This is a genomic window from Streptomyces sp. NPDC033845 (assembly GCF_055576225.1).
Genome location: NZ_JBVIRI010000009.1, coordinates 205854 through 226604, shown reverse-complemented (window position 1 = coordinate 226604; position 20751 = coordinate 205854). Strand labels below are relative to the sequence as shown.

The following is a 20751-nucleotide window of genomic DNA, read 5'->3' as shown; positions in this document are numbered from 1 at the left end:
CGCGGGGGCCGTCGAGGGGGAGAGGATGGGGCCATGACCGCAATCCTCACCGCATCCGAACTGATGGCCGAGCTCGCTGGTCCGCGGCCTCCGGTGCTCCTCGACGTCCGCTGGCAACTGGGTGGACCCGATCTCCGCTCCGCGTACGAGGAAGGCCATCTGCCGGGTGCCTCGTACATCGACCTCGACCGGGAACTCGCAGGTCCGCCCGGGTCGGGCGGCCGGCATCCGCTGCCCGACCCGGAGGCCTTCGGCGCGGTGATGCGCCGGGCCGGGGTCCGGTCCGGCGCACCCGTGGTCGTGTACGACGGGGGGCTCGGCTGGGCCGCCGCACGGGCCTGGTGGCTGTTGCGCTGGACGGGTCACCCGGATGTCCGGGTCCTCGACGGGGGCCTGGCCGCATGGACCTCGGAGGGTGGTGCACTGACGGTCGAGGAGCCCTCGGAAGAAGGGGGCGATTTCAAGCCAACTCCGGGCGCGATGGGCCTGCTCGACGCGACGGAGGCGGCCGCGCTGGCTCGAACCGGGCTGCTGCTGGACGCGCGGGCGGGGGAGCGGTACCGGGGCGAGATCGAGCCCATCGACCGGGTCGGAGGCCACATTCCGGGCGCGGTCTCGGCTCCGACGGCCGAAAACGTACGACCGGACGGCCGGCTGCTCCCGGCGGCGGAGCTGCGGGAGCGGTTCGCCGCCCTGGGGGCCTCCGGCGGCACCGGAGTGGGCGTCTACTGCGGCTCCGGCGTCTCCGGGGCACAGCAGGTGCTGGCCCTTGAGGTGGCGGGCATCCCGGCGGCGCTGTACGCGGGCAGCTGGTCGGAGTGGTCCTCGGACGAGTCCCGTCCGGTGGCCACCGGACCGGACCCGCAGTAAGGCACCCACGGGGGGCCCGAGCCGGGGCAGCCGAAGGCGGCCGGTCCCGTGCCGGGCCGGCCGCCGGGGTGTTCCGCCCGGGCTACTCCTGCTTCTTGCGGCGGGTGCCGAAGACGATCTCGTCCCAGCTGGGCACCGCCGCGCGGCGGCCCGGCCGCACGCCGTCCGCCTCGGCCTGGCGGTCGGTGGTGCCGGTCAGCCGGTCCCGGTGGCCGGCCACCGTGCGGGGCATCAGGACGTCGGCGTAGGCGGAGCCGGCGCCCGCCGAGGCGGCCGGCGGGACCTCCTCGGCCTCCTCCGGCTCCGGTTCGGGGGCGGCCGAGGGCCGTTCCGGGACCACCAGGTCGCCGCGGAAGCTCGGGACCGCCTCCAGCAGGCTGGTGAGGGAGTCCCGTTCCTCCTCGGGTTCCGGCGGGGCAGCGGCGATCGCCGGGAGCTGCCGGTCCAGGGCGCGGTCGAGCGGCCGGTCCAGAGTGCGGTCGAGCGGCCGGTCGCGCGGCAGCCGGGCGATCCGGGGCACGAACGGGAAGGTGGGCTCGGGGGTGGCCGGCAGGTCCTCGGACTCGCCGATCAGCGAGCGGGCCTCGTCGTCCACCGCGACCACCAGCCGGCGCGGCGGGTCGTAGGTCCAGCTGGCCGAGTGGGGTTCGCCGACCACCCGGTAGACCAGCAGGACCTCCCAGGTGCCGTCGTCGCGGCGCCAGGAGTCCCACTGCACGGTCTCCTTCTCGGCCCCGCGCAGCAGCAGCCGTTCGGCGACGGCCTCGCCGAGCTGGGGTCCGGTGTTCTCGCCGGGGCGGCGGACCGGGGTCTTGCGGGCCCGTTCGGCCATGAAGGCGCGTTCGGCGAGGACCGGTCCCTCGAAGCGGCGGACCCGGTCGACGGGGATGCCGGCGAGCTGTGCGACCTCCTCCGCGGAGGCACCGGCACGTATCCGCGCCTGGATGTCCCGCGGGCGGAGGTGGCTCTCCACCTCGATCTCGATCTGGTTCAGCCGGGCACGGTCGTTGCGTACCGCCGCTCGAAGCCGTTCGTCGATCGGAAGCGTGTACTCCGTGCTGTCCGCAGCCTTGAGCACCAGTCGTGTGCCGTCATTGGAGACGGCCACGACACGCAGTTCGGGCATGGGGACCTCCCGGGTGGTGCCTGCCGACGTCACGTGCGTCGCTGCTTCCGCTAGTCGAGTGTGGCCTGCCCGGGTGCAGCCTGCCACAACCTTGCCGAGTTAAACCGGCGTGTCGGGCAAGCGCCCTTGATCGCCGTTATGGCACGGTTACCTGTTGGCGACAGACAGTGACCGGGTGGTCACTCTGTGCAGCAGAAACCCGTGCGATAGCGCTTCCTCGCCGGTTTCGAGCGCCGTTTCTCCATCAACCGGCCCCCTCTCCCGAGTCCGGACATCCGAAAGGAAGGACGGCCCCAGGGCTCGCCACAGTACTCCATTCGGGCCACCTGGGTGGACCGCCGCGCCGCCGAACTTGTCCGGGCGGAGCGGAGTTTGCGGGCCGGGCGTTTCGACCTGCCCGCGCGCGGGGCCGGTTCGGGGTGTCCTGCTTCACAGAATCCGCAGAAACGGAACTATTCGTTTCGCTCGTGGGTCAGTAACTCCTGTAACCGGTGGAGCGGGAGTTGTGGGGATGGATCGGAACACCAGGCAGGACACACGGCCGACCGGTGGCCCGGCGGACCCGGAAGGGCCGGCGGAGCGGAAGCTCGACCTGAGCGTGGCCCAGGTCGCGGGCAGTTCCCTGGCCACCGTCGCGGCCGCCCTGCTCGCCTCCCGGCTCGGGGTCTACGGCACCATCCTGGGCGCCGGGGTGGTCAGCGTGGTGGCCACCGCCGGCGGCCCGGTGATCCAGCACTTCTTCCGGCGCACCGGGGACCAGATCCGCGAGGCCGCCGGGCCCCGGGGCGGCCGGCAGCTGCCGCTGCCGCCGGAGCCCGCCGCCCCGCCGCCGGACGGGGAGTTCGGCGAGGCCACCGTGCACGGCAGCCGCTCCCGCCGGCGCGGCGCGAAGCGGACCGCGCTCGCCGCCGGACTGGTCTTCGTCCTCTCCCTCGGCGGCATCGGGGCCTACGAGGCCTTCGCCGGCACCCCGGTCAGCCACGACGGCCGCTCGCTGCTCCCGGGCGGCCCCACCCGCTCCGCCCCGGAGCGCACCCGCACACCGGAGCCGGAGGGGTCGGAGGGGTCCGGGCGCCCCGGGGGCGGGGCCACGGACGGCCCCGGGGACGGGACCGGCGGCGACGGCACCGGCCGGTCCCCGGACCCGGACCGCTCCACCGACCCCACCCCGACCCCGACGCCCACTCCGACGCCCACCCCCACCCCGACGCCCACTCCGACCCCGACCCCGACCCCGACGCCCACGCCGACGCCCACCCCGGGCCCGTCGGACGGGCGTTCACGGCCGGCCGCCCCGCCCGCGTCACCGCCGGCGGCCCCGGAGGGCGGTCAGGACCCGAGCACCCGCCTCAGGTAGTCGTTCCCGAACACCCGGTCCGGGTCCAGCCGGTCGCGGAGCGCCGTGAACTCCCCGAACCGCGGGTAGACCCCGGCGAAGTACTCGGCGTCCCGGGTGTGCACCTTCCCCCAGTGCGGCCGCCCGCCGTGCGCCGTGAAGATCCGCTCGGCCGCCGTGAAGTACTCCCGGTACGGGGTGCCCCGGTACATGTGCACCGCGATGTAGGCGGTCTCCCGGCCCGAGGCGGTGGACAGGGTGATGTCGTCGGCCGGGGCCGTCCGCACCTCGACCGGGAAGCTGATCCGCAGGTCCGATCCGTCCACCAGGGCCCGCAGCTCCCGCAGCGCCGCCACCGCCGCCGCACGCGGCAGCGCGTACTCCATCTCCACGAACCGGACCCGCCGCGGGCTGGTGAACACCCGGTACGGGATGTCGGTGTAGGTGCGGGCCGACAGCGCCCGGCTGGCGATCCGGGCGATCCCCGGAATGGCGGCCGGCACCGCCCGGCCCAGCGAGTTGGCGGCCTGGAAGACCCCGTTGGACAGCAGCTCGTCCTCCACCCAGGCGCTGACCGCCCCGGGCGGGGCGGCCGGGCCCGCGCTGCGGTTGTTCCGCTTGGTGTTGCAGTTGCCGGTGTGCGGGAACCAGTAGAACTCGAAGTGCTCGTTCTCGACCACGTGCTGGTCGAACTCCGCCGTCACCCGCTCGAAGGGCATCGGCTCCTCACGGGCGGTCAGCAGGAACAGCGGTTCCACCGCGAAGGTCACCGCCGTGACCACGCCCAGCGCCCCGATGCCGATCCGGGCGGCCGCGAAGACCTCCGGATTCTCCTTCTCCGAGCAGACCAGCAGCTCCCCGTCCGCGGTCACCAGGTCCAGGGCGCGGACCTGGGCGGCTATCGAGGCCGAGTCCCGGCCGGTGCCGTGGGTGCCGGTGCCGATCGCCCCGGACACCGTCTGCTCCATGATGTCGCCCATGTTGGTGAGCGACAGGCCCTGCGCCGCCAGCCCCCGGTTGAGGTCCTTCAGAAGGGTGCCGGCCGCCACCTTCACCGTCCCGGCGGCCCGGTCCACCTCCAGGATCCCGGCCAGCGCCTGGGGCCTGATCAGCACCCCGTCCGTGGCGGCCGCGGCCGTGAAGGAGTGGCCGGTGCCCACCGCCTTCACCCGCAGCCCGTCCGCGGCGGCCCGCCGGACCGCCTCCCGCAGCTCCCCGACCGAGGCCGGTTCCACCACCCGGGCCGGCGTGGCGGTCACATTGCCCGCCCAGTTACGCCACGTGCTCCCGGACTTCCCTGCTGTCGCCGTCCCCATCGCCGGTGCGCTCCTCCCCTTGCGCCGGCCTGGTCAGCCGGCGGTATCCCGCGAACGCGACCGCCGCCGCGGCGGCCCCCGCCGAGATGGAGACCACGTACCCGGTCCGGGCGCCCGCCGAGTCGATCACCCAGCCGGCCACCGAGGACCCGAGCGCGACCCCGACCGCGAGCCCGGTGCTCGTCCAGGTCATCCCCTCGGTCAGCTTCGCGCGTGGTACGTGCGCCTCGATCAGGGCCATCGTCGTGACCATCGTGGGAGCGATGGCGAGGCCCGAGACGAAGAGCGCCACGGCCAGAAACGGAAGGTTCCCGGCCAGTAGGAGGGGGATCATACTCACGGCCATGGCGGTCACGCCCAGTACCCAGCGGCGTTCGGCCTTCCCCTTCAGGTGCAGCAGCCCGAAGACCACCCCCGCCAGACAGGACCCCAGCGCCCAGACGGCCAGCACCAGACTGGCCGCCGCCTTGTGCCCGGCCTCCTCCGCGAAGGCCAGGGTGACCACGTCGATGGAGCCGAAGATCGCCCCGGTGGCCACGAAGGTGGCCACCAGCACCTGGAGTCCGGGGGAGCGCAGCGCCGACCCGCGGTCCGCCTCGGTGTGCGCGGACCGCGGGTGCGGTTCCGGTTCGGTGCCGCGCTGGGCCGTCAGCCACCAGGTGCCGGCCAGCAGGCAGACCGCCGCCACCAGCGGACCCGCCTCCGGGAACCAGGTGGTGGACAGCCCGATGGCCAGGATCGGCCCGAAGATGAAGCAGACCTCGTCCACCACCGACTCGAAGGAGTACGCGGTGTGCAGCTCGCGCGGGGAGTCCCGGTAGATCACCGTCCAGCGGGCCCGGATCATCGAACCGACGCTGGGCACCACACCCGCTCCCGCCGCGAACACGAAGTACGTCCAGTCCGGCAGCCCGTACGCCGCCGCCAGCAGCAGCCCGGACACCGAGGCGACCGCGATCAGGGTCGCGGGCCGCAGCACCCGGCGCTGCCCGTGCTGGTCCACCAGCCGGGACACCTGGGGGCCCAGCGCCGCGGTGGCCAGCGCCAGGGTGGCGGTGACCAGTCCGGCGAGCTTGTAGCGGCCGGTGAGCTCCGAGATCATCGTGACGATCCCGATGCCGACCATGGACAGGGGCATCCGCCCGATGAACCCGGCGGCGCTGAACGCCTTGGCGCCGGGGGCCGCGAAAATCGCGCGGTAGGGACTGGGCACATCGCCCTCCGTAAGGGATGTCATTGGCCCATACAGGTTACGACCGGGATCAAGGCCCCCGCACGGCCGGAATCCGCATCCCTGTCCGGTGGTGACAAGGTGGCCCGGCCGACTGCACGGCGGTCGGTGCCGGGTGGCAGGATTCAAGGCATGTCAGACCAGTTCCCGCACCCCGCGAGCGGCGCCGACGGATCGGCCCGCCCCTACGACGCCCTCCTGCTGCTGTCCTTCGGCGGCCCCGAGGGTCCGGACGACGTCGTGCCCTTCCTGGAGAACGTCACGCGCGGCCGAGGCATCCCACGCGAGCGCCTCAAGGAGGTCGGGCAGCACTACTTCGGCTTCGGCGGGGTCAGTCCGATCAACGCGCAGAACCGGGAACTGCTGGACGCCCTCCGCAAGGACTTCGCCGAGCACGGCCTGGACCTGCCGGTCTACTGGGGCAACCGGAACTGGGCGCCCTACCTGACGGACGTGCTGCGCGAGATGGCGGCCGACGGGCGCCGCCGGATCGCCGTGCTGGCCACCAGCGCCTACGCCTCGTACTCGGGCTGCCGGCAGTACCGGGAGAACCTCGCGGAGTCGCTGGCCACCCTGGAGCGGGAGGGTTTCGAACTGCCGCGGGTGGACAAGCTGCGGCACTACTTCAACCACCCCGGGTTCGTCGGGCCGATGGTCGACGGGGTGCTGGAGGCCCTGGAGTCGCTGCCCGCCGGGGTCCGCGACGGCGCCCGGCTCGCCTTCACCACCCACTCCATCCCGGACGCCTCGGCCGACACCTCCGGCCCGGCCGAGGGGCACACCTCCGGCGGCCGGGGCGGGGCGTACGTCCGCCAGCACCTGGACGTGGCGGGGCTGATCGCCGACGAGGTCCGCGAGCGGACCGGCCTGGAACTCCCCTGGGAGCTGGTCTACCAGTCGCGCAGCGGCGCCCCCCACATCCCGTGGCTGGAGCCGGACATCTGCGACCACCTCCAGGCCCAGCGGGACGCCGGCGCCCCCGCCGTGGTCATGGTCCCGATCGGCTTCGTCTCGGACCACATGGAGGTCCTCTACGACCTGGACACCGAGGCCACCGCCAAGGCGGCCGAGCTCGGCCTGCCGGTGGCCCGGTCGGCCACCGTGGGCGCGGACCCGCGGTTCGCGGCGGCCGTCCGGGAGCTGGTGCTGGAACGCGCCGCGACCGAACGCGGCGAGAGCGTGGAACGCTGCGCCCTGGGGCTGCTCGGCCCCACCGCCGACCGGTGCGCGGTCGGCTGCTGCCCGGCCCGGGAGCCGCGCCCGGCGGCCGCCGGCGTGGACAGCCCCTACGCGTGAGGAGCGCCGAGGTGCCCATGGACAGGGACGAGGACGGGGCGGACCCGGCGCCCGAGCTGCTCGCGGAGCTGCTGGAGGTGGCCCTGGAGGCGGCCCGGCTCGCCGGGGAGCTGCTGCGGGACGGACGGCCGGCCGATCTGGCGGTGGCCGCCACCAAGACCAGCCCGATCGACGTGGTGACCGAGATGGACATCGCGGCGGAGAAGCTGATCGCCGGCTTCCTGGCGGAACACCGGCCGGGTGACGGGATGCTGGGCGAGGAGGGCGTGGACACCGAGGGCAGCACCGGGGTGCGCTGGGTGGTGGACCCGCTCGACGGCACCGTCAACTACCTGTACGGGCTGCCGTCCTGGGCGGTGTCCGTCGCGGCCGAGTACCGCGGCCGGACGGTGGCCGGAGTGGTCCGGGCGCCGCTGCGCGGGGAGACCTACCGGGCGGTGCTCGGCGGCGGCGCGTACCTGGAAGGCACCGCCCCGGACGGCGGGCGGCGCGCCGGGGTGCGGCTGGCCTGCCGGCCGGAGGCCCCGCTGGACCAGGCCCTGCTGGCCACCGGCTTCGGCTACCTCCAGGCCCGCCGGGCGCACCAGGCGGAGGTGGCCCGGCGGATCATCCCGCTGGTCCGGGACATCCGGCGGGGCGGTTCGGCGGCCATCGACCTCTGCGACGTGGCCTGCGGCCGGCTGGACGGCTACTACGAGCGCGGGCTCAACCCCTGGGACCTGGCGGCCGGTGAGCTGATCGCCCGCGAGGCGGGCGCGCTGACCGGCGGCCGGCCGGGCGAGCCGGCCTCGGGGGAGCTGGCCCTCGCCGCCACCCCGGCGGTCTTCGGGGCGCTCCAGCCGCTGCTGGACGAAGCGGGTGCCTGGCACGACTGACCGGCCCCGGACGGCACTGACCGCCCCCGGAGAGCGGGGACGGCGAAGAGCCGCCGTGCACGGACCCGGGGGTCCGTGCACGGCGGCTCTTCTGTGAGGGTGTGGCCCGCCGTCAGGCGGCGGCGACGTGGACGCCGTGTTCGGCGGCCAGCCGGCGGAGGTCTTCCAGCTCGGCCTCCTCGACCTCGGCGAGGAATTCGTCGCCGGTGCGGTGGGCCCGGTCGAGGTCCGACTCGGTGGTGCGAATGCGGTGCAGGAGTCCTGCGGTGAATGCGTCCATGGCGGCTGCGCCCCCTCTGCGTGGCACGGAGTGTCCGGGAGGTAGGTGATCGGTGATCGGGATGTGTATCTCGTCCTCCCCGGCACCCAGGCCCCAGAAACCTCGGGAGCACAGGGAATCCTCACTTCCGCCCCGCCGGGCCCCTCCCGGGGGCCCGCATCGGCGTCTTACAGCCGGTTTACGGCCGAAACGGGCAGGATGGGGGCGCAAACGCACTGCCCGTCTGGGCCCGGAGGAAGGAAAATCGACGTGCGCGTACTCGTCGTCGAGGACGAGCAGCTGCTCGCCGATGCGGTGGCCACCGGACTGCGGCGGGAGGCGATGGCCGTGGACGTGGTCTACGACGGCGCGGCCGCCCTGGAGCGGGTCGGGGTCAACGACTACGACGTGGTCGTGCTGGACCGGGACCTCCCGCTGGTGCACGGCGACGACGTCTGCCGCAGGATCGTGGAGCTGGGCATGCCCACCCGGGTGCTGATGCTGACCGCCTCCGGCGATGTCAGCGACCGGGTCGAGGGCCTGGAGCTCGGGGCGGACGACTACCTTCCCAAGCCCTTCGCCTTCACCGAGCTCACCGCCCGGGTGCGGGCGCTGGGCCGGCGCACCACCGTCGCGCTGCCGCCCGTACTGGAACGGGCCGGGATCAAGCTGGACCCGAACCGCCGCGAGGTCTTCCGGGACGGCCGGGAGGTGCAGCTGGCGCCCAAGGAGTTCGCGGTGCTGGAGGTCCTCATGCGCAGCGAGGGCACCGTGGTCTCCGCCGAGCAGCTCCTGGAGAAGGCGTGGGACGAGAACACCGATCCGTTCACCAACGTGGTCCGGGTGACGGTGATGACCCTGCGCCGGAAGCTGGGCGAGCCCCCGGTGATCGTGACCGTGCCCGGCTCCGGCTACCGGATCTGACGCGGATGGCGAGCTCTCCCGCGCCACCCGCGGCGCCACCGAAACCGACCTGGGACCCCGGCCCGCCCGAGGGTCCCTTCCCTTGGCTGCGGCCGACCATCCGGATACGGCTCACGCTGCTCTACGGCGGCATGTTCCTGATCGCCGGGATCCTGCTGCTGTCGATCATCTACCTGCTGGCCGCGCAGACCATGCGGGTCGGACTGCCGCCCCCGTTCAAGATCGTCGGGGGTCAGGACGTCCAGGTCACCAGTGAGACCTGTCCGGCCGTCAGCCTGGTGAAGACCGCCGGGCAGCTCAACGACGCGGTCGCGGCCTGTATGGACATCCAGCGCAAGCATGCGCTGGACGACCTGCTGAGCCGCTCCCTGATGGCGCTGCTGGGCCTGTCGATCATCGCCTTCGCCTTCGGCTACGCGATGGCCGGCCGGGTGCTCTCGCCGCTGGGGAAGATCACCCGGACCGCCCGCCGGGTGGTCGGCTCCGACCTGACCCGGCGGATCGAGCTGGACGGCCCGGACGACGAGCTCAAGGAGCTCGCCGACACCTTCGACGAGATGCTGGACCGGCTGGAGCGGGCCTTCACGGCCCAGCAGCGGTTCGTCGCCAACGCCTCGCACGAGCTGCGGACCCCGCTGGCGATCAACCGGACCCTGCTGGAGGTGCACCTCTCCGACCCCGGGGCCCCGGTGGAGCTCCAGCAGCTCGGCAAGACCCTGCTCGCCACCAACGAGCGCAGCGAGCAGCTGGTCGAGGGCCTGCTGCTGCTGGCCCGCAGCGAGAACCAGATCGTCGAGCGCAAACCGGTGGACCTGGCCGAGGTGGCCTCGCGCGCCATCGACCAGGCGCGCGGTGAGGCCGAGGCCAAGGGCGTGGAGATCCGCGGCGAGCGCGGGCTGGCGGTGGTCCAGGGCAGCGGTGTGCTGCTGGAGCGGATCGCCCTCAACCTGGTGCAGAACGCCGTCCGGTACAACGTGCCGGAGGACGGCTGGGTCCAGGTCACCACCGAGGTGGCGCACGGCCAGGCGGTGCTGGTGGTTTCGAACACGGGTCCCGTGGTTCCCGCGTACGAGATCGACAACCTCTTCGAGCCCTTCAGACGGCTGCGTACCGAGCGAACGGGCAGTGACAAGGGTGTCGGGCTCGGGCTGTCCATCGCGCGCTCCGTGGCGCGCGCCCACGGCGGACGGATCCACGCCGAGCCGCGGGAGGGCGGTGGCCTGGTGATGCGCGTCACCCTGCCCATCTGAAGCCCGTCCCGGTGTTCGCTACCGGCTGAACGCCGGGACGCCCGGGACGGGTGGAGGCTGTGGGATCGCTCACAGTCCCCGCCGCCCGCCCCTGTACGGTCCGTGACCTCCACGGACCCGGAAAGCCCGGGAAAGTCCGGGTTTCCGGCCCATCGATCGGCGGAAAATACACGGGGTGGCGTTCGTGCACGACTGCCACCGGACCGTGTACGGTCCGCTCGACATACCGGCCCATCGCCCCTTCGGGCGGGCGGCTGGGTGTCGATTGAGTAACAGACCTTGATGTGAGGCAAAATCTCCGCCTCAGGTCGGGCACAAGTCCGGCCTCTCGCGCGTTACGTGCGCTGAGACACCGCTAACACCCAGAGGGGGAGAGCGAACAATGGCAACGGACTACGACACCCCACGCAAGACCGACGACGACGTCGACAACGACAGCATTGAAGAGCTGAAGGCCCGGCGCAACGACAAGTCGACCTCGGCCGTCGACGTCGACGACTTCGACGCCGTGGAGGGCCTGGAGCTGCCCGGCGCGGACCTCTCCAACGAGGAACTGGCCGTCCGAGTGCTGCCCAAGCAGGCCGATGAGTTCACCTGCATGAGCTGCTTCCTGGTCCACCACCGCAGCCAGCTGGCCCGCGAGAAGAACGGCCAGCCCATCTGCCGCGACTGCGACTGAGGGCTGCCGGCCGTGACAGGCTCGACGCCGTCCCGCAAGCGGTTCTTCCGCAGGCAGGGTGAGTCGGCGGAGACGTCCGTGGACGCCACGGGCCCGGAAACGGGCCCCGGGGCCCACGAACGCTTCCCCGCGCCCACCGGGCCCGCGGACCCCGAGGCGGACGGAGGGCCGGTGCTGCCGGCGGTCAAGCAGACCGGCGGCCTGACCCGGTGGAAGTCCGCCGGGCACCGGATGGAAGCCGTCAGGAACGGCGTGCGCAAGGGCGGCGACGGTGCTCGCGCGGTCGCCCTGTACATCGCCGACCGGATCATCGAGAACGCCCCGCGCGTTCCCGTACGGGACCTCGCGACCCTGCGCGCGCAGTTCCCGGGCCTGGGTCCCGATCAGCTTGCCGACAAGCTGATCTCCGGTGCCGCCAACGGCACCTCGACCGTGGGCGCGGGCATCGGCGCGGCCGCGATGCTGCCCGTGCCGCCGGCCATGCCGGCGGAGCTGGCCGCCGAGATCACCGGGGTCGCGGCGATCGAGCTCAAGCTCGTCGCCGAGCTCCACGAGGTCTACGGGCTGCGCCCGCCCGGCAACCTGATGGAGCGCAGCTTCGCCTATCTGACCTCGTGGACGGAGGAGCGGGGCGTGGACCTCACCAAGCCGACCACGCTCAACGCCGCCCTCGGCGGTCAGATGAAGCGGGAACTGCGGCAGCAGATCATGAAGCGGATGTTCCGCAACCTGCCCAACCTGATGCCGTTCATGGTCGGCGCCGCCGTCGGAGCGGTCATGAACCGCCGCGACACCAAGAAGCTCGCGGAGAAGATCCGCCAGGACCTGCGCCACCGGGCGGTGCCCTGGCACCAGCTCGCGGCCCTGCCCCCGCTGGAGCGGCCGCCGCACGAGCCCCCCGCGCTCGGCACCCCGGGACCGGGAGAGCTGCCCGGGTCCGGCTGACCCGGCCCGGTCCCGCCGAGCCCGCCGGGCCTGCGCCCGCTCCTACTCGGCGCGGGCCGCCCGAAGTGCGGCCGCCAGGGCCTCCGGCTCACGGGTGGACACGTACACGTAAGGGGTCGGATCCGCCGGGTCGGTGATCTCCACCCGGACCGCCGTCGGCACATAGCTGCGCATCAGCATGAACGCCCGGGTGTCCGCCTTGTGGGTGCGCCAGGCGCGCGCCTGCTCCGGGTCCAGCACCTCGGGCTCGCCCAGCGCCGCCACCGGGATCCGGGCGTCGCCCGCGGCCAGCGCCCCGTTCACCACCCGGACCCGGGCGCTGCCGTACGAACTGACCGCCAGCCCCGTGAGCGCCGTACCGCCGACCAGCCCGGCCAGCATCGGCAGCAGTCCCAGCGGCAGCAGCATCACCGCGCAGGCGAGACCCATCAATGCGGCGATGCCCCACCAGGCTCGGGGGGCGTGCAGGCGTTCGTCGTGGTGCGCGGGGGAGGGCTGCATGCTCCCAAGCTTGGCACGAGGCGACCGGCGGACAGCGGCGCGGGTAAGGTCTGCGGCTGTGAGTGGACGAAACGCAAGCCTGACGCCCCCGGCCGACGCCGTGGCACCCGTCCGGCACCCCGACGCCCCGGCACCCGGCGAACTCCTCGGCGCGCACTACGAACACTGTTTCGGCTGCGGCGGGGGGCAGCCGCACGGGCTGCACCTGGAGGCCAGGGCCGGCGAGGGGGTGCGCGTCAGCGCCGAGTTCACCGTGAAGCCCGCCCACCAGGGCGCGCCCGGCCTGGCCCACGGCGGGGTGCTGGCCACCGCGCTCGACGAGACCCTCGGCTCGCTGAACTGGCTGCTGCGGGTCATCGCGGTCACCGGCCGGCTGGAGACCGACTTCGTGCGCCCGGTCCCGGTGGACACCGTGCTCCACCTCCAGGCCGAGGTCACCGCGGTGGCCGGCCGGAAGATCTACTCCACCGCGGTGGGCCGGATAGGCGGGCCGGACGGCCCGGTGGCGGTCCGCGCGGAAGCCCTTTTCATCGAAGTCAAGGTCGACCACTTCATCGAGAACGGCCGACCGGAGGAGATCCGGGCGGCGATGGCCGACCCGGACCAGGTCAGGCGCTCCCGCGCCTTCGAGGTGAACCCCTGATGACCGTGCACGGCAACCACGCACCCGTGGACGTACTGATCCGCCGGGTCGACCCGGAGGTACCCCTTCCGGCATACGGCCACCCGGGCGACGCCGGCTGCGACCTGGTGACCACCCAGGCCGCCGAGCTCGCCCCGGGGGAGCGCACCGTACTCCCCACCGGGGTGTCCATCGCCCTGCCCGACGGGTACGCCGCCTTCGTGCACCCGCGGTCCGGCCTGGCCGCCCGCTGCGGGCTCGCGCTCGTGAATGCCCCGGGGACGGTGGATGCCGGGTACCGTGGGGAGATCAAGGTGATCGTGGTCAATCTCGACCCGCGCGAGAGCGTCCGGTTCGAGCGCTTCGACCGCATTGCCCAGCTGGTTGTCCAGCGGGTCGAGAAGGTGCGCTTCCACGAGGTGGCGGAACTTCCCGGCTCCGCCCGGGCCGAGGGGGGTTTCGGCTCCACCGGCGGTCATGCGGCTGTGGCCGGAAACGGCGCTGGTCAGCAGGGTGGGAATGGCTACGCTTCGGTCGTATCCGACCGGGAAGGACAGTGACGTGTTCGGACGTCGCAAGAAGAACAGCTCCGTCAAGGACGGTGGCGCGGCCGAGCAGGTCGTCGACGGCGTCGGAGCGGAGGACAACGAGGCCGCCGGTCACCCGGACGCCTCCGGTGAGCCCGCGGGCGAGGAGTTCGCCCAGGGCGGACAGCGCCGTGTGAACCTGCCGCCGGCCCCGCGGCCGGACGGTCCCTGGGACCTCTCCGAGGTGCCCGGCGACCCGGCCGAGGGCCGGGTGGACCTCGGCGGCATCTTCGTCCCGGGCGTCGAGGGCATGGAACTGCGCGTGGAGGTCGCCGGGGACGCGATCGTCGCCGCGACCGTGGTGCTGCGCGACAGCGCGGTGCAGCTGCAGGCCTTCGCGGCGCCCAAGAAGGAAGGCATCTGGGGCGAGGTCCGCGAGGAGATCGCCTCCGGCATCACCCAGCAGGGCGGCATCATCGACGAGGTCCAGGGCCCGCTGGGCTGGGAGCTGCGCGCACAGGTCCCGGTCCCGCTGCCGGACGGCACCCGCGGCGCCCAGCTGGTGCGCTTCGTGGGCATCGACGGCCCGCGCTGGTTCCTGCGCGGGGTGATCTCGGGTCAGGGCGCGGTGCAGCCGGAGTCCTCGGGCCTGCTGGAGCAGATCTTCCGGGACACCGTGGTGGTCCGCGGCGAGGGCCCGATGGCCCCCCGCGACCCGATCGTCCTGAAGCTCCCGAACGACGCCCAGATGGTGCCGGACGGCGTGCAGACGGACGAGCAGGAGGGCTCCCGCTTCTCCGGTGGCATGGGTCAGCTGGAACGGGGCCCGGAGGTCACCGAGATCCGCTGAGGCCCCATCCGGCCGCGCGACCACGACGGGCCGCACTTCCCCCTGCGCGGGGAGTGCGGCCCGTCGCCGTACGTGACAATGGGGCACATGGGACGCGGCAAGCTTCGGATCCACCTCGGCGCGGCTCCGGGCGTGGGCAAGACGTACGCGATGCTGGCCGAGGGGCACCGGCGGGTGGAGCGGGGCACCGACTGCGTGGTGGGGTTCGTGGAGCACCACGGGCGGCCCCGGACCGAGGTGCTGCTGCACGGACTGGAGACGGTGCCGCGCCGGGACCTGGTGTACCGGGGCTCGGAGTTCACCGAGATGGACGTGGACGCGGTGCTGGCCCGCCGGCCGGCCGTGGCCCTGGTGGACGAGCTGGCGCACACCAATGTGCCGGGCTCGCGGAACGCCAAGCGCTGGCAGGACGTCGAGGAGCTGCTGCGGGCCGGGATCGACGTGGTGACCACGGTGAACATCCAGCACCTGGAGTCGCTGGGCGACGTGGTCGAGGGCATCACCGGGGTCCGGCAGCGCGAGACGGTGCCCGACGAGGTGGTGCGGCGGGCCGACCAGATCGAGCTGGTGGACATGGACCCGCAGGCACTGCGCCGGCGGATGGCGCACGGCAACGTCTACCGCCCCGACAAGGTCGACGCGGCCCTGTCCAACTACTTCCGCCCGGGGAACCTGACGGCGCTGCGCGAGCTCGCGCTGCTGTGGGTGGCCGACCGGGCCGACGAGTACCTCCGGGAGTACCGGGGCGAGCACGGCATCCGGACGCCCTGGCAGGCCAGGGAGCGGATCGTGGTCGGGCTGACCGGCGGGCCGGAGGGCCGGACGCTGATCCGGCGGGCCGCCCGGCTGGCGGAGAAGGGGGCCGGCGGCGAGGTGCTGGCGGTGTACATCGCCCGCAGCGACGGGCTGACCGCGGCCTCGCCCAAGGAGCTCACGGTGCAGCGGACCCTGGTCGAAGACCTGGGAGGAACGTTTCACCATGTGATCGGGGACGACATCCCCGAAGCCCTCCTGGAATTCGCCCGCGGCGAGAACGCCTCCCAGATCGTGCTGGGCTCCAGCCGCCGCAGGGCCTGGCGGTACGTCTTCGGGCCCGGGGTCGGCGCCACCGTCGCCCGGGACTCCGGACCCGACCTCGACGTCCACATCGTCACCCACGAGGAGGCCGCCCGCGGCCGCGCCCGCATCCTGCCCGCCGCCCGCTCCGGGGCCCGGCCGGCCGCGCTCGGCCGGCCCCGGATCCTGGCCGGCTGGGTGGTCGGCCTGGTCTTCCCCGCCCTGCTGGGGATCCTGCTCACCCATGTGGACGCCGATCCCGGCCTGGCCAACGAGATGCTGATGTTCCTGGCGCTCACGGTGGCCGCCGCACTCCTCGGCGGACTGCTGCCCGCCCTGGCCTCCGCCGCCTTCGGCTCCCTGCTGCTGAACTACTTCTTCGCCCCGCCGCTGCACCGGCTCACCATCTCCGACCCCAAGAACATCGTCGCCATCGTGGTGTTCTTCTCGGTGGCCCTCGCGGTGGCCTCGGTGGTGGACCTGGCGGCCCGCCGCACCGAACAGGCCGCCCGGCTGCGCGCCGAGTCCGAGATCCTCTCCTTCCTCGCCGGCAGCGTGCTCCGCGGCGAGACCGCCCTCCCCGCCCTGCTGGAGCGGGTCCGCGAGACCTTCGGCATGGACTCCGTCACCCTGCTCGAACGGCACGGCGACAACGAGCCCTGGACCTCCGCGGGCAGCACCGGACCGCACCCCGCCACCCGCCCCGAGGACGCCGACGTGGACATGCCCGTCGGCGACCACCTCGCCCTCGCCCTCAACGGCCGGGTGCTGCGCGCCGAGGACCGCCGGGTGCTCGGCGCCTTCGCCGCCCAGGCCGCCGTGGTGCTGGACCGCCGCCGACTCGTCGACGAGGCCGAGGGCGCCCGCCGACAGGCCGAGGGCAACAAGATCCGCACCGCCCTGCTCGCCGCCGTCAGCCACGACCTGCGCACCCCGCTGGCCTCCATCAAGGCCTCGGTGAGCTCCCTGCGCGCGGCCGACGCCGAGGACCTCGACTTCTCCGAGGAGGACCGGGCCGAGCTGCTCGCCGGCATCGAGGCCGGCGCCGACCGGCTGGACCACCTGGTCGGCAACCTCCTCGACATGTCCCGCCTCCAGACCGGCACCGTCACCCCGCTGATCCGCCCCGCCGACCTGGACGAGGTGGTCCCGATGGCCCTCGGCGGCGTACCGGAGGACAGCGTCGTGCTGGACATCCCCGAGACCCTGCCGATGGTCGCCGTCGACCCCGGACTGCTGGAACGCGCGGTCGCCAACGTGGTCGAGAACGCCGTCAAGTACAGCCCCGCCGGACAGCCCGTCACGGTGGCCGCCTCCGCCCTGGGCGACCGGGTGGAGGTCCGGGTGGCCGACCGCGGACCCGGGGTCCCGGACGAGGCCAAGGACCGCATCTTCGCCCCCTTCCAACGGCACGGCGACGCCCCCCGCGGAGCCGGGGTCGGCCTCGGCCTGGCCGTGGCCCGCGGGTTCGCCGAGGCCATGGACGGCACCCTCGCCGCCGAGGACACCCCCGGCGGCGGACTCACCATGGTGCTCACCCTGCGCGCCGCACCGCCCGGGGACGGACCCCCGGACACCGGCCGGCCGCACCCCGGACGGCAGGAAGCCGCCGGAGTCCCAGAGAAAGCAGGACCCTCATGACCCGGGTGCTCGTGGTCGACGACGAGCCGCAGATCGTCCGCGCCCTCGTGATCAACCTCAAGGCGCGGAAGTACGAGGTCGACGCCGCCGTCGACGGGGCCGGCGCCCTGGAACTGGCCGCCGCCCGGCACCCCGACGCCGTCCTCCTGGACCTCGGCCTGCCCGACATGGACGGGGTCGACGTGATCCGCGGGCTGCGCGGCTGGACCCGCGTCCCCATCCTGGTCCTCTCCGCCCGCCACAGCTCCGACGAGAAGGTGGAGGCCCTGGACGCGGGCGCCGACGACTACGTCACCAAGCCCTTCGGCATGGACGAGCTGCTCGCCCGGCTGCGCGCCGCCGTCCGCCGGGCCGAGCCGGTGGCCGGCCCCGTCGGCGAGGAGGTCCTGGTGGAGACCGCCGGGTTCACCGTGGACCTCGCGGCCAAGAAGGCCGTCCGAGAGGGCCGTGACGTCCGCCTCACCCCCACCGAATGGCACCTGCTGGAGGTCCTGGTCCGCAACGGCGGCCGGCTCGTCAGCCAGAAGCAGCTCCTTCAGGAGGTCTGGGGCCCCTCCTACGGGACCGAGACCAACTACCTCCGGGTCTACATGGCCCAGCTGCGCCGCAAACTGGAGCCCGACCCCTCGCACCCCGTGCACTTCATCACCGAACCGGGCATGGGATACCGCTTCGAGAGGTAGTGGAGCCGCCGGTACGCTTCCTGTATGAGTGCTGAACCGCGTCCCGAGAAGCCCGCGAAGCCGGCCCGGCCCGCAGGCCGGTTCCGGCGGATGATCGAACGGCTGTCCTCCACCCAGGAGGAGCTGCATTCGGCGGAGCTGCAGGAGGACGCAGAAGCCGCCGGCTGCACCAGGATCTGCGACTGCCACGACCGCCAGATAGTGAAGGTGACCGGTACGCTGCGCACCGTCACCCTGCGGCCGAGGGCGGGCGTCCCCGCGCTGGAGGCGGAGCTGTTCGACGGCTCGGCCGCACTGGACGTGGTCTGGCTCGGCCGGCGCTCCATCGTGGGCATCGAACCGGGCCGCCGGATGATCGCCTCCGGCCGGATCGCGATGAGCCACGGCCGACGGACCCTCTTCAACCCCAAGTACGAACTCCGACCCCTCGGACAGGAGCACTAGCCGGTGACGTCATTGGACAAGCCGACCGAGCCCACCCCCGGCGCGGGGGCACAGGCCGACGCGGACGACCAGAAGGCGGTCACGCAGGCGGCGCTCTTCGACGCCTTCGGCGGGATCCGCGGAACCCTGGAGACGATGCTCCCCGGGCTTCTCTTCGTGATGATCTACACGGTCAACAAGGACGTGAAGCTCTCCGCCATCGCGGCGGGCGCCGTCGCGGTCCTGCTGGTGATCGTCCGGCTGGCCCGCAAGGACACCGTCAAGCACGCCTTCAGCGGGGTCTTCGGCGTCGGCGTCGGCGTCGCCTTCGCCCTCTTCACCGGCAGCGCCAAGGGCTTCTACCTGCCCGGCATGATCTACGGCGCCGGACTGGGCGTGGCCTTCACTCTGTCCGCCCTGGTCGGCTTCCCGCTGCTCGGGGTGGTGCTCGGACCGGTCTTCAAGGAGAACTTGTCCTGGCGGACCCGCAACCCCGGACGGAAGAAGGCCTACACCCAGGCCAGCCTCGCCTGGGGGCTGATCTTCCTCGCCAAGTACGCGATCCTCTTCCCGCTCTACTGGTGGGGGGACGCCACCCAGCTGGGCTGGGTGCTGATCGCGCTGAAGCTGCCGCCGATGGTGCTGGCCGTCTACTTCACCTGGGTGTTCCTGGCGAAGGCGCCGCCGCCGATCGACGTGTTCGCCGAGATGGAGGCGGAGGAGGAGGCCGAACGGCTCCGCAAGGCCGCCGGACACTGAGCCCCGGACACTGAGCCCCGGACACTGAGCCCCGGACACTGAGCCCGGGACACTGAGCCCGGGACACGGCCGAGGGGCGGGACACCGGGATGACCGGATGTCCCGCCCCTCGGCCGTTGTCCCGCCCAGACGTCTAGCGGCGGGCCTGGAGGAGGTCCTCCAGCTGCTCCTCACGGGCCTGCGCGGCCACGAACAGCAGCTCGTCACCGGCCTCCAGGGTCTCCTCCGGGCTCGGCGTGAGCACCCGGTTGCCCCGGATGATCGTCACCAGCGAGGTGTCCTCGGGCCACTCGATGTCACCGATCTGGGTACCCGTCACCGAGGACTCCGGCGGCAGCGTCAGCTCGACCAGGTTGGCGTCGCCGTGGCTGAAGCGCAGCAGCCGGACCAGGTCGCCGACGCTCACCGCCTCCTCCACCAGCGCCGACATCAGCCGCGGGGTGGACACCGCCACGTCCACGCCCCAGGACTCGTTGAAGAGCCACTCGTTCTTCGGGTTGTTGACGCGGGCCACCACCCGGGGCACCCCGTACTCGGTCTTCGCCAGCAGCGAGACCACCAGGTTCACCTTGTCGTCACCGGTGGCCGCGATGACCACGTTGCAGCGCTGTAGCGCCGCCTCGTCCAGCGAGGTGATCTCGCAGGCGTCGGCCAGCAGCCACTCGGCCTGCGGGACCCGCTCGACCGAGATGGCCGTCGGCGCCTTGTCCACGAGCAGCACCTCGTGGCCGTTCTCCAGCAGCTCACCGGCGATGGACCGGCCCACCGCGCCGGCTCCGGCGATCGCGACCCTCATGCGTGTGCCTCCTCGGGACCCTCGGCGAAGGCCTCCTCCACCTTGGCGATCTCGTCCGTCCGCATCATCACGTGGACGAGGTCGCCCTCCTGCAGCACGGTCTGGGAGGTCGGCAGCATCGCCTCGCCCAGCCGGGTGAGGAACGCGACGCGGACCCCGGTCTCCTCCTGCAGCTGACTGACCTTGTGCCCGATCCAGGCGGCGGAGGTGTGCACCTCGGCGAGCTGGACGCCCCCGCTCGGGTCCCGCCACAGCGGTTCCGCGCCCGAGGGGAGCAGCCGGCGCAGCATCTGGTCGGCCGTCCACCGCACGGTCGCCACGGTGGGGATGCCCAGCCGCTGGTAGACCTCCGCGCGCTTGGGGTCGTAGATCCGGGCGGCGACGTTCTCCACGCCGAACATCTCGCGGGCCACCCGGGCGGCGATGATGTTGGAATTGTCACCACTGGAGACGGCCGCGAACGCGCCCGCCTCCTCGATTCCCGCCTCGCGGAGGGTGTCCTGGTCGAAGCCGACCCCGGTCACCCGGCGACCGCCGAACCCGGCTCCCAGCCTGCGGAACGCGGTGGGGTCCTGGTCGACCACGGCGACCGTGTGCCCCTGCTGCTCCAAGGTCTGCGCGAGGGCGGAGCCCACTCTTCCGCAGCCCATAATGACGATGTGCACGGCCGTCCTTCCGGCTGTAGCGGCTGTTGCTCTCTCCAGCCTCATTCATGCTCAGGCTTCACAGGGTCTCAGACCGTGGCCCAAGCTACACACGGGCGGTCACCGATGGGGCCGGTAACCG

General features: G+C 73.0%; 22 protein-coding genes. 15 read left to right on the top strand and 7 right to left on the bottom strand.

What is annotated here, in order from left to right; all coding sequences use genetic code 11:
• Positions 1-33: 33 nt before the first annotated feature.
• Positions 34-870: a sulfurtransferase gene (locus tag ACZ50K_RS21105; protein WP_468905131.1), complete on the top strand. Its 837-nt coding sequence runs from the start codon at positions 34-36 to the stop codon at positions 868-870.
• Positions 871-952: 82 nt separating this feature from the next.
• On the opposite strand, the gene sepH is transcribed toward ACZ50K_RS21105, so the two are convergent.
• Positions 953-2029: a septation protein SepH gene (gene sepH, locus ACZ50K_RS21100; RefSeq protein ID WP_468905128.1), complete on the bottom strand. Its 1077-nt coding sequence runs from the start codon at positions 2027-2029 to the stop codon at positions 953-955.
• Between the two features lie 478 nt (positions 2030-2507).
• Between sepH and ACZ50K_RS21095 the strand changes: the two genes are divergently transcribed.
• Positions 2508-3353, top strand: a complete 846-nt coding sequence (locus tag ACZ50K_RS21095) for a hypothetical protein (RefSeq protein ID WP_468905125.1) — start codon at positions 2508-2510, stop codon at positions 3351-3353.
• Here ACZ50K_RS21095 and ACZ50K_RS21090 read toward each other — a convergent pair.
• Positions 3326-4648: a D-arabinono-1,4-lactone oxidase gene (locus tag ACZ50K_RS21090; protein WP_468905123.1), complete on the bottom strand. Its 1323-nt coding sequence runs from the start codon at positions 4646-4648 to the stop codon at positions 3326-3328. The genes ACZ50K_RS21095 and ACZ50K_RS21090 overlap by 28 nt on opposite strands.
• Positions 4605-5861: an MFS transporter gene (locus ACZ50K_RS21085; RefSeq protein WP_468905120.1), complete on the bottom strand. Its 1257-nt coding sequence runs from the start codon at positions 5859-5861 to the stop codon at positions 4605-4607. The genes ACZ50K_RS21090 and ACZ50K_RS21085 overlap by 44 nt, the downstream gene beginning before the upstream one ends.
• A 150-nt stretch (positions 5862-6011) precedes the next feature.
• On the opposite strand from ACZ50K_RS21085, the gene ACZ50K_RS21080 reads away from it, so the two are divergent.
• Positions 6012-7175, top strand: coding sequence for a ferrochelatase (locus ACZ50K_RS21080; protein ID WP_468905118.1), 1164 nt, complete (start codon positions 6012-6014; stop codon positions 7173-7175).
• 17 nt (positions 7176-7192) lie between these two features.
• Positions 7193-8050: an inositol monophosphatase family protein gene (locus ACZ50K_RS21075; RefSeq protein WP_468905378.1), complete on the top strand. Its 858-nt coding sequence runs from the start codon at positions 7193-7195 to the stop codon at positions 8048-8050.
• Positions 8051-8162: 112 nt separating this feature from the next.
• Here ACZ50K_RS21075 and ACZ50K_RS21070 read toward each other — a convergent pair whose 3' ends face one another.
• On the bottom strand, positions 8163-8330 hold the full coding sequence (locus ACZ50K_RS21070; protein ID WP_468905116.1) for a hypothetical protein: 168 nt from the start codon (positions 8328-8330) through the stop codon (positions 8163-8165).
• 249 nt (positions 8331-8579) lie between these two features.
• On the opposite strand from ACZ50K_RS21070, the gene ACZ50K_RS21065 reads away from it, so the two are divergent.
• From ACZ50K_RS21065 to ACZ50K_RS21050, 4 genes are all read left to right on the top strand, one after another.
• Positions 8580-9233 (top strand): response regulator transcription factor, encoded by a 654-nt coding sequence (locus tag ACZ50K_RS21065; RefSeq protein ID WP_468905113.1) that lies wholly within the window; start codon positions 8580-8582, stop codon positions 9231-9233.
• Positions 9234-9238: 5 nt separating this feature from the next.
• Positions 9239-10483 carry a sensor histidine kinase gene (locus ACZ50K_RS21060; protein WP_468905111.1) on the top strand — a complete coding sequence of 415 codons (1245 nt, stop codon included), beginning with the start codon at positions 9239-9241 and terminating at the stop codon, positions 10481-10483.
• 382 nt (positions 10484-10865) lie between these two features.
• A complete protein-coding gene (locus ACZ50K_RS21055; RefSeq protein WP_468905108.1) occupies positions 10866-11162 on the top strand; it encodes a DUF4193 domain-containing protein in 297 nt (98 codons plus the stop codon).
• A 12-nt stretch (positions 11163-11174) separates the two neighbouring features.
• The gene (locus tag ACZ50K_RS21050) at positions 11175-12107 is read left to right on the top strand and encodes a hypothetical protein (protein WP_468905105.1); all 933 of its coding nucleotides are present in this window, start codon (positions 11175-11177) and stop codon (positions 12105-12107) included.
• 42 nt (positions 12108-12149) lie between these two features.
• On the opposite strand, the gene ACZ50K_RS21045 is transcribed toward ACZ50K_RS21050, so the two are convergent.
• Positions 12150-12608, bottom strand: coding sequence for a DUF3093 domain-containing protein (locus tag ACZ50K_RS21045; protein WP_468905103.1), 459 nt, complete (start codon positions 12606-12608; stop codon positions 12150-12152).
• Between the two features lie 58 nt (positions 12609-12666).
• On the opposite strand from ACZ50K_RS21045, the gene ACZ50K_RS21040 reads away from it, so the two are divergent.
• The 7 genes from ACZ50K_RS21040 (at position 12667) to ACZ50K_RS21010 (ending at position 19169) form a co-directional block, all read left to right on the top strand.
• Positions 12667-13251, top strand: a complete 585-nt coding sequence (locus tag ACZ50K_RS21040) for a PaaI family thioesterase (RefSeq protein ID WP_468905101.1) — start codon at positions 12667-12669, stop codon at positions 13249-13251.
• Positions 13251-13790: a dUTP diphosphatase gene (dut, locus tag ACZ50K_RS21035; protein ID WP_468905099.1), complete on the top strand. Its 540-nt coding sequence runs from the start codon at positions 13251-13253 to the stop codon at positions 13788-13790. The genes ACZ50K_RS21040 and dut overlap by 1 nt, the downstream gene beginning before the upstream one ends.
• Before the next feature lies 1 nt (position 13791).
• Positions 13792-14607 (top strand): DUF3710 domain-containing protein, encoded by an 816-nt coding sequence (locus ACZ50K_RS21030; RefSeq protein ID WP_468905096.1) that lies wholly within the window; start codon positions 13792-13794, stop codon positions 14605-14607.
• Positions 14608-14694: 87 nt separating this feature from the next.
• Positions 14695-17304 carry an ATP-binding protein gene (locus ACZ50K_RS21025; protein ID WP_468905093.1) on the top strand — a complete coding sequence of 870 codons (2610 nt, stop codon included), beginning with the start codon at positions 14695-14697 and terminating at the stop codon, positions 17302-17304.
• Positions 17301-17987, top strand: coding sequence for a response regulator (locus tag ACZ50K_RS21020; RefSeq protein ID WP_468905091.1), 687 nt, complete (start codon positions 17301-17303; stop codon positions 17985-17987). Before ACZ50K_RS21025 ends, ACZ50K_RS21020 begins: the two co-directional genes overlap by 4 nt.
• Before the next feature lie 24 nt (positions 17988-18011).
• A complete protein-coding gene (locus ACZ50K_RS21015; RefSeq protein ID WP_468905089.1) occupies positions 18012-18431 on the top strand; it encodes an OB-fold nucleic acid binding domain-containing protein in 420 nt (139 codons plus the stop codon).
• A gap of 3 nt (positions 18432-18434) precedes the next feature.
• Positions 18435-19169 (top strand): DUF3159 domain-containing protein, encoded by a 735-nt coding sequence (locus ACZ50K_RS21010; protein ID WP_468905087.1) that lies wholly within the window; start codon positions 18435-18437, stop codon positions 19167-19169.
• A gap of 133 nt (positions 19170-19302) precedes the next feature.
• Here the strand turns inward: ACZ50K_RS21010 and ACZ50K_RS21005 are convergent, their stop codons facing one another.
• Both ACZ50K_RS21005 and ACZ50K_RS21000 read right to left on the bottom strand, forming a co-directional pair.
• Complete coding sequence (locus ACZ50K_RS21005; RefSeq protein WP_468905084.1) at positions 19303-19965, bottom strand: potassium channel family protein; 663 nt, start codon at positions 19963-19965, stop codon at positions 19303-19305.
• Positions 19962-20630 carry a potassium channel family protein gene (locus ACZ50K_RS21000; protein WP_468905081.1) on the bottom strand — a complete coding sequence of 223 codons (669 nt, stop codon included), beginning with the start codon at positions 20628-20630 and terminating at the stop codon, positions 19962-19964. The genes ACZ50K_RS21005 and ACZ50K_RS21000 overlap by 4 nt, the downstream gene beginning before the upstream one ends.
• Positions 20631-20751 lie beyond the last annotated feature (121 nt).

Excerpts from the sequence above, each read along its gene's own strand:
- ACZ50K_RS21090 (WP_468905123.1), bottom strand. The coding sequence starts at position 4,648 with ATGGGGACGGCGACAGCAGGGAAGTCCGGGAGCACGTGGCGTAACTGG.
- ACZ50K_RS21055 (WP_468905108.1), top strand. The coding sequence starts at position 10,866 with ATGGCAACGGACTACGACACCCCACGCAAGACCGACGACGACGTCGAC.
- ACZ50K_RS21025 (WP_468905093.1), top strand. The coding sequence starts at position 14,695 with ATGGGACGCGGCAAGCTTCGGATCCACCTCGGCGCGGCTCCGGGCGTG.
- ACZ50K_RS21060 (WP_468905111.1), top strand. The coding sequence starts at position 9,239 with ATGGCGAGCTCTCCCGCGCCACCCGCGGCGCCACCGAAACCGACCTGG.
- ACZ50K_RS21075 (WP_468905378.1), top strand. The coding sequence starts at position 7,193 with ATGGACAGGGACGAGGACGGGGCGGACCCGGCGCCCGAGCTGCTCGCG.
- ACZ50K_RS21005 (WP_468905084.1), bottom strand. The coding sequence starts at position 19,965 with ATGAGGGTCGCGATCGCCGGAGCCGGCGCGGTGGGCCGGTCCATCGCC.
- ACZ50K_RS21080 (WP_468905118.1), top strand. The coding sequence starts at position 6,012 with ATGTCAGACCAGTTCCCGCACCCCGCGAGCGGCGCCGACGGATCGGCC.
- ACZ50K_RS21105 (WP_468905131.1), top strand. The coding sequence starts at position 34 with ATGACCGCAATCCTCACCGCATCCGAACTGATGGCCGAGCTCGCTGGT.
- ACZ50K_RS21015 (WP_468905089.1), top strand. The coding sequence starts at position 18,012 with ATGAGTGCTGAACCGCGTCCCGAGAAGCCCGCGAAGCCGGCCCGGCCC.
- ACZ50K_RS21045 (WP_468905103.1), bottom strand. The coding sequence starts at position 12,608 with ATGCAGCCCTCCCCCGCGCACCACGACGAACGCCTGCACGCCCCCCGA.
- ACZ50K_RS21095 (WP_468905125.1), top strand. The coding sequence starts at position 2,508 with ATGGATCGGAACACCAGGCAGGACACACGGCCGACCGGTGGCCCGGCG.
- ACZ50K_RS21070 (WP_468905116.1), bottom strand. The coding sequence starts at position 8,330 with ATGGACGCATTCACCGCAGGACTCCTGCACCGCATTCGCACCACCGAG.
- ACZ50K_RS21020 (WP_468905091.1), top strand. The coding sequence starts at position 17,301 with ATGACCCGGGTGCTCGTGGTCGACGACGAGCCGCAGATCGTCCGCGCC.
- dut (WP_468905099.1), top strand. The coding sequence starts at position 13,251 with ATGACCGTGCACGGCAACCACGCACCCGTGGACGTACTGATCCGCCGG.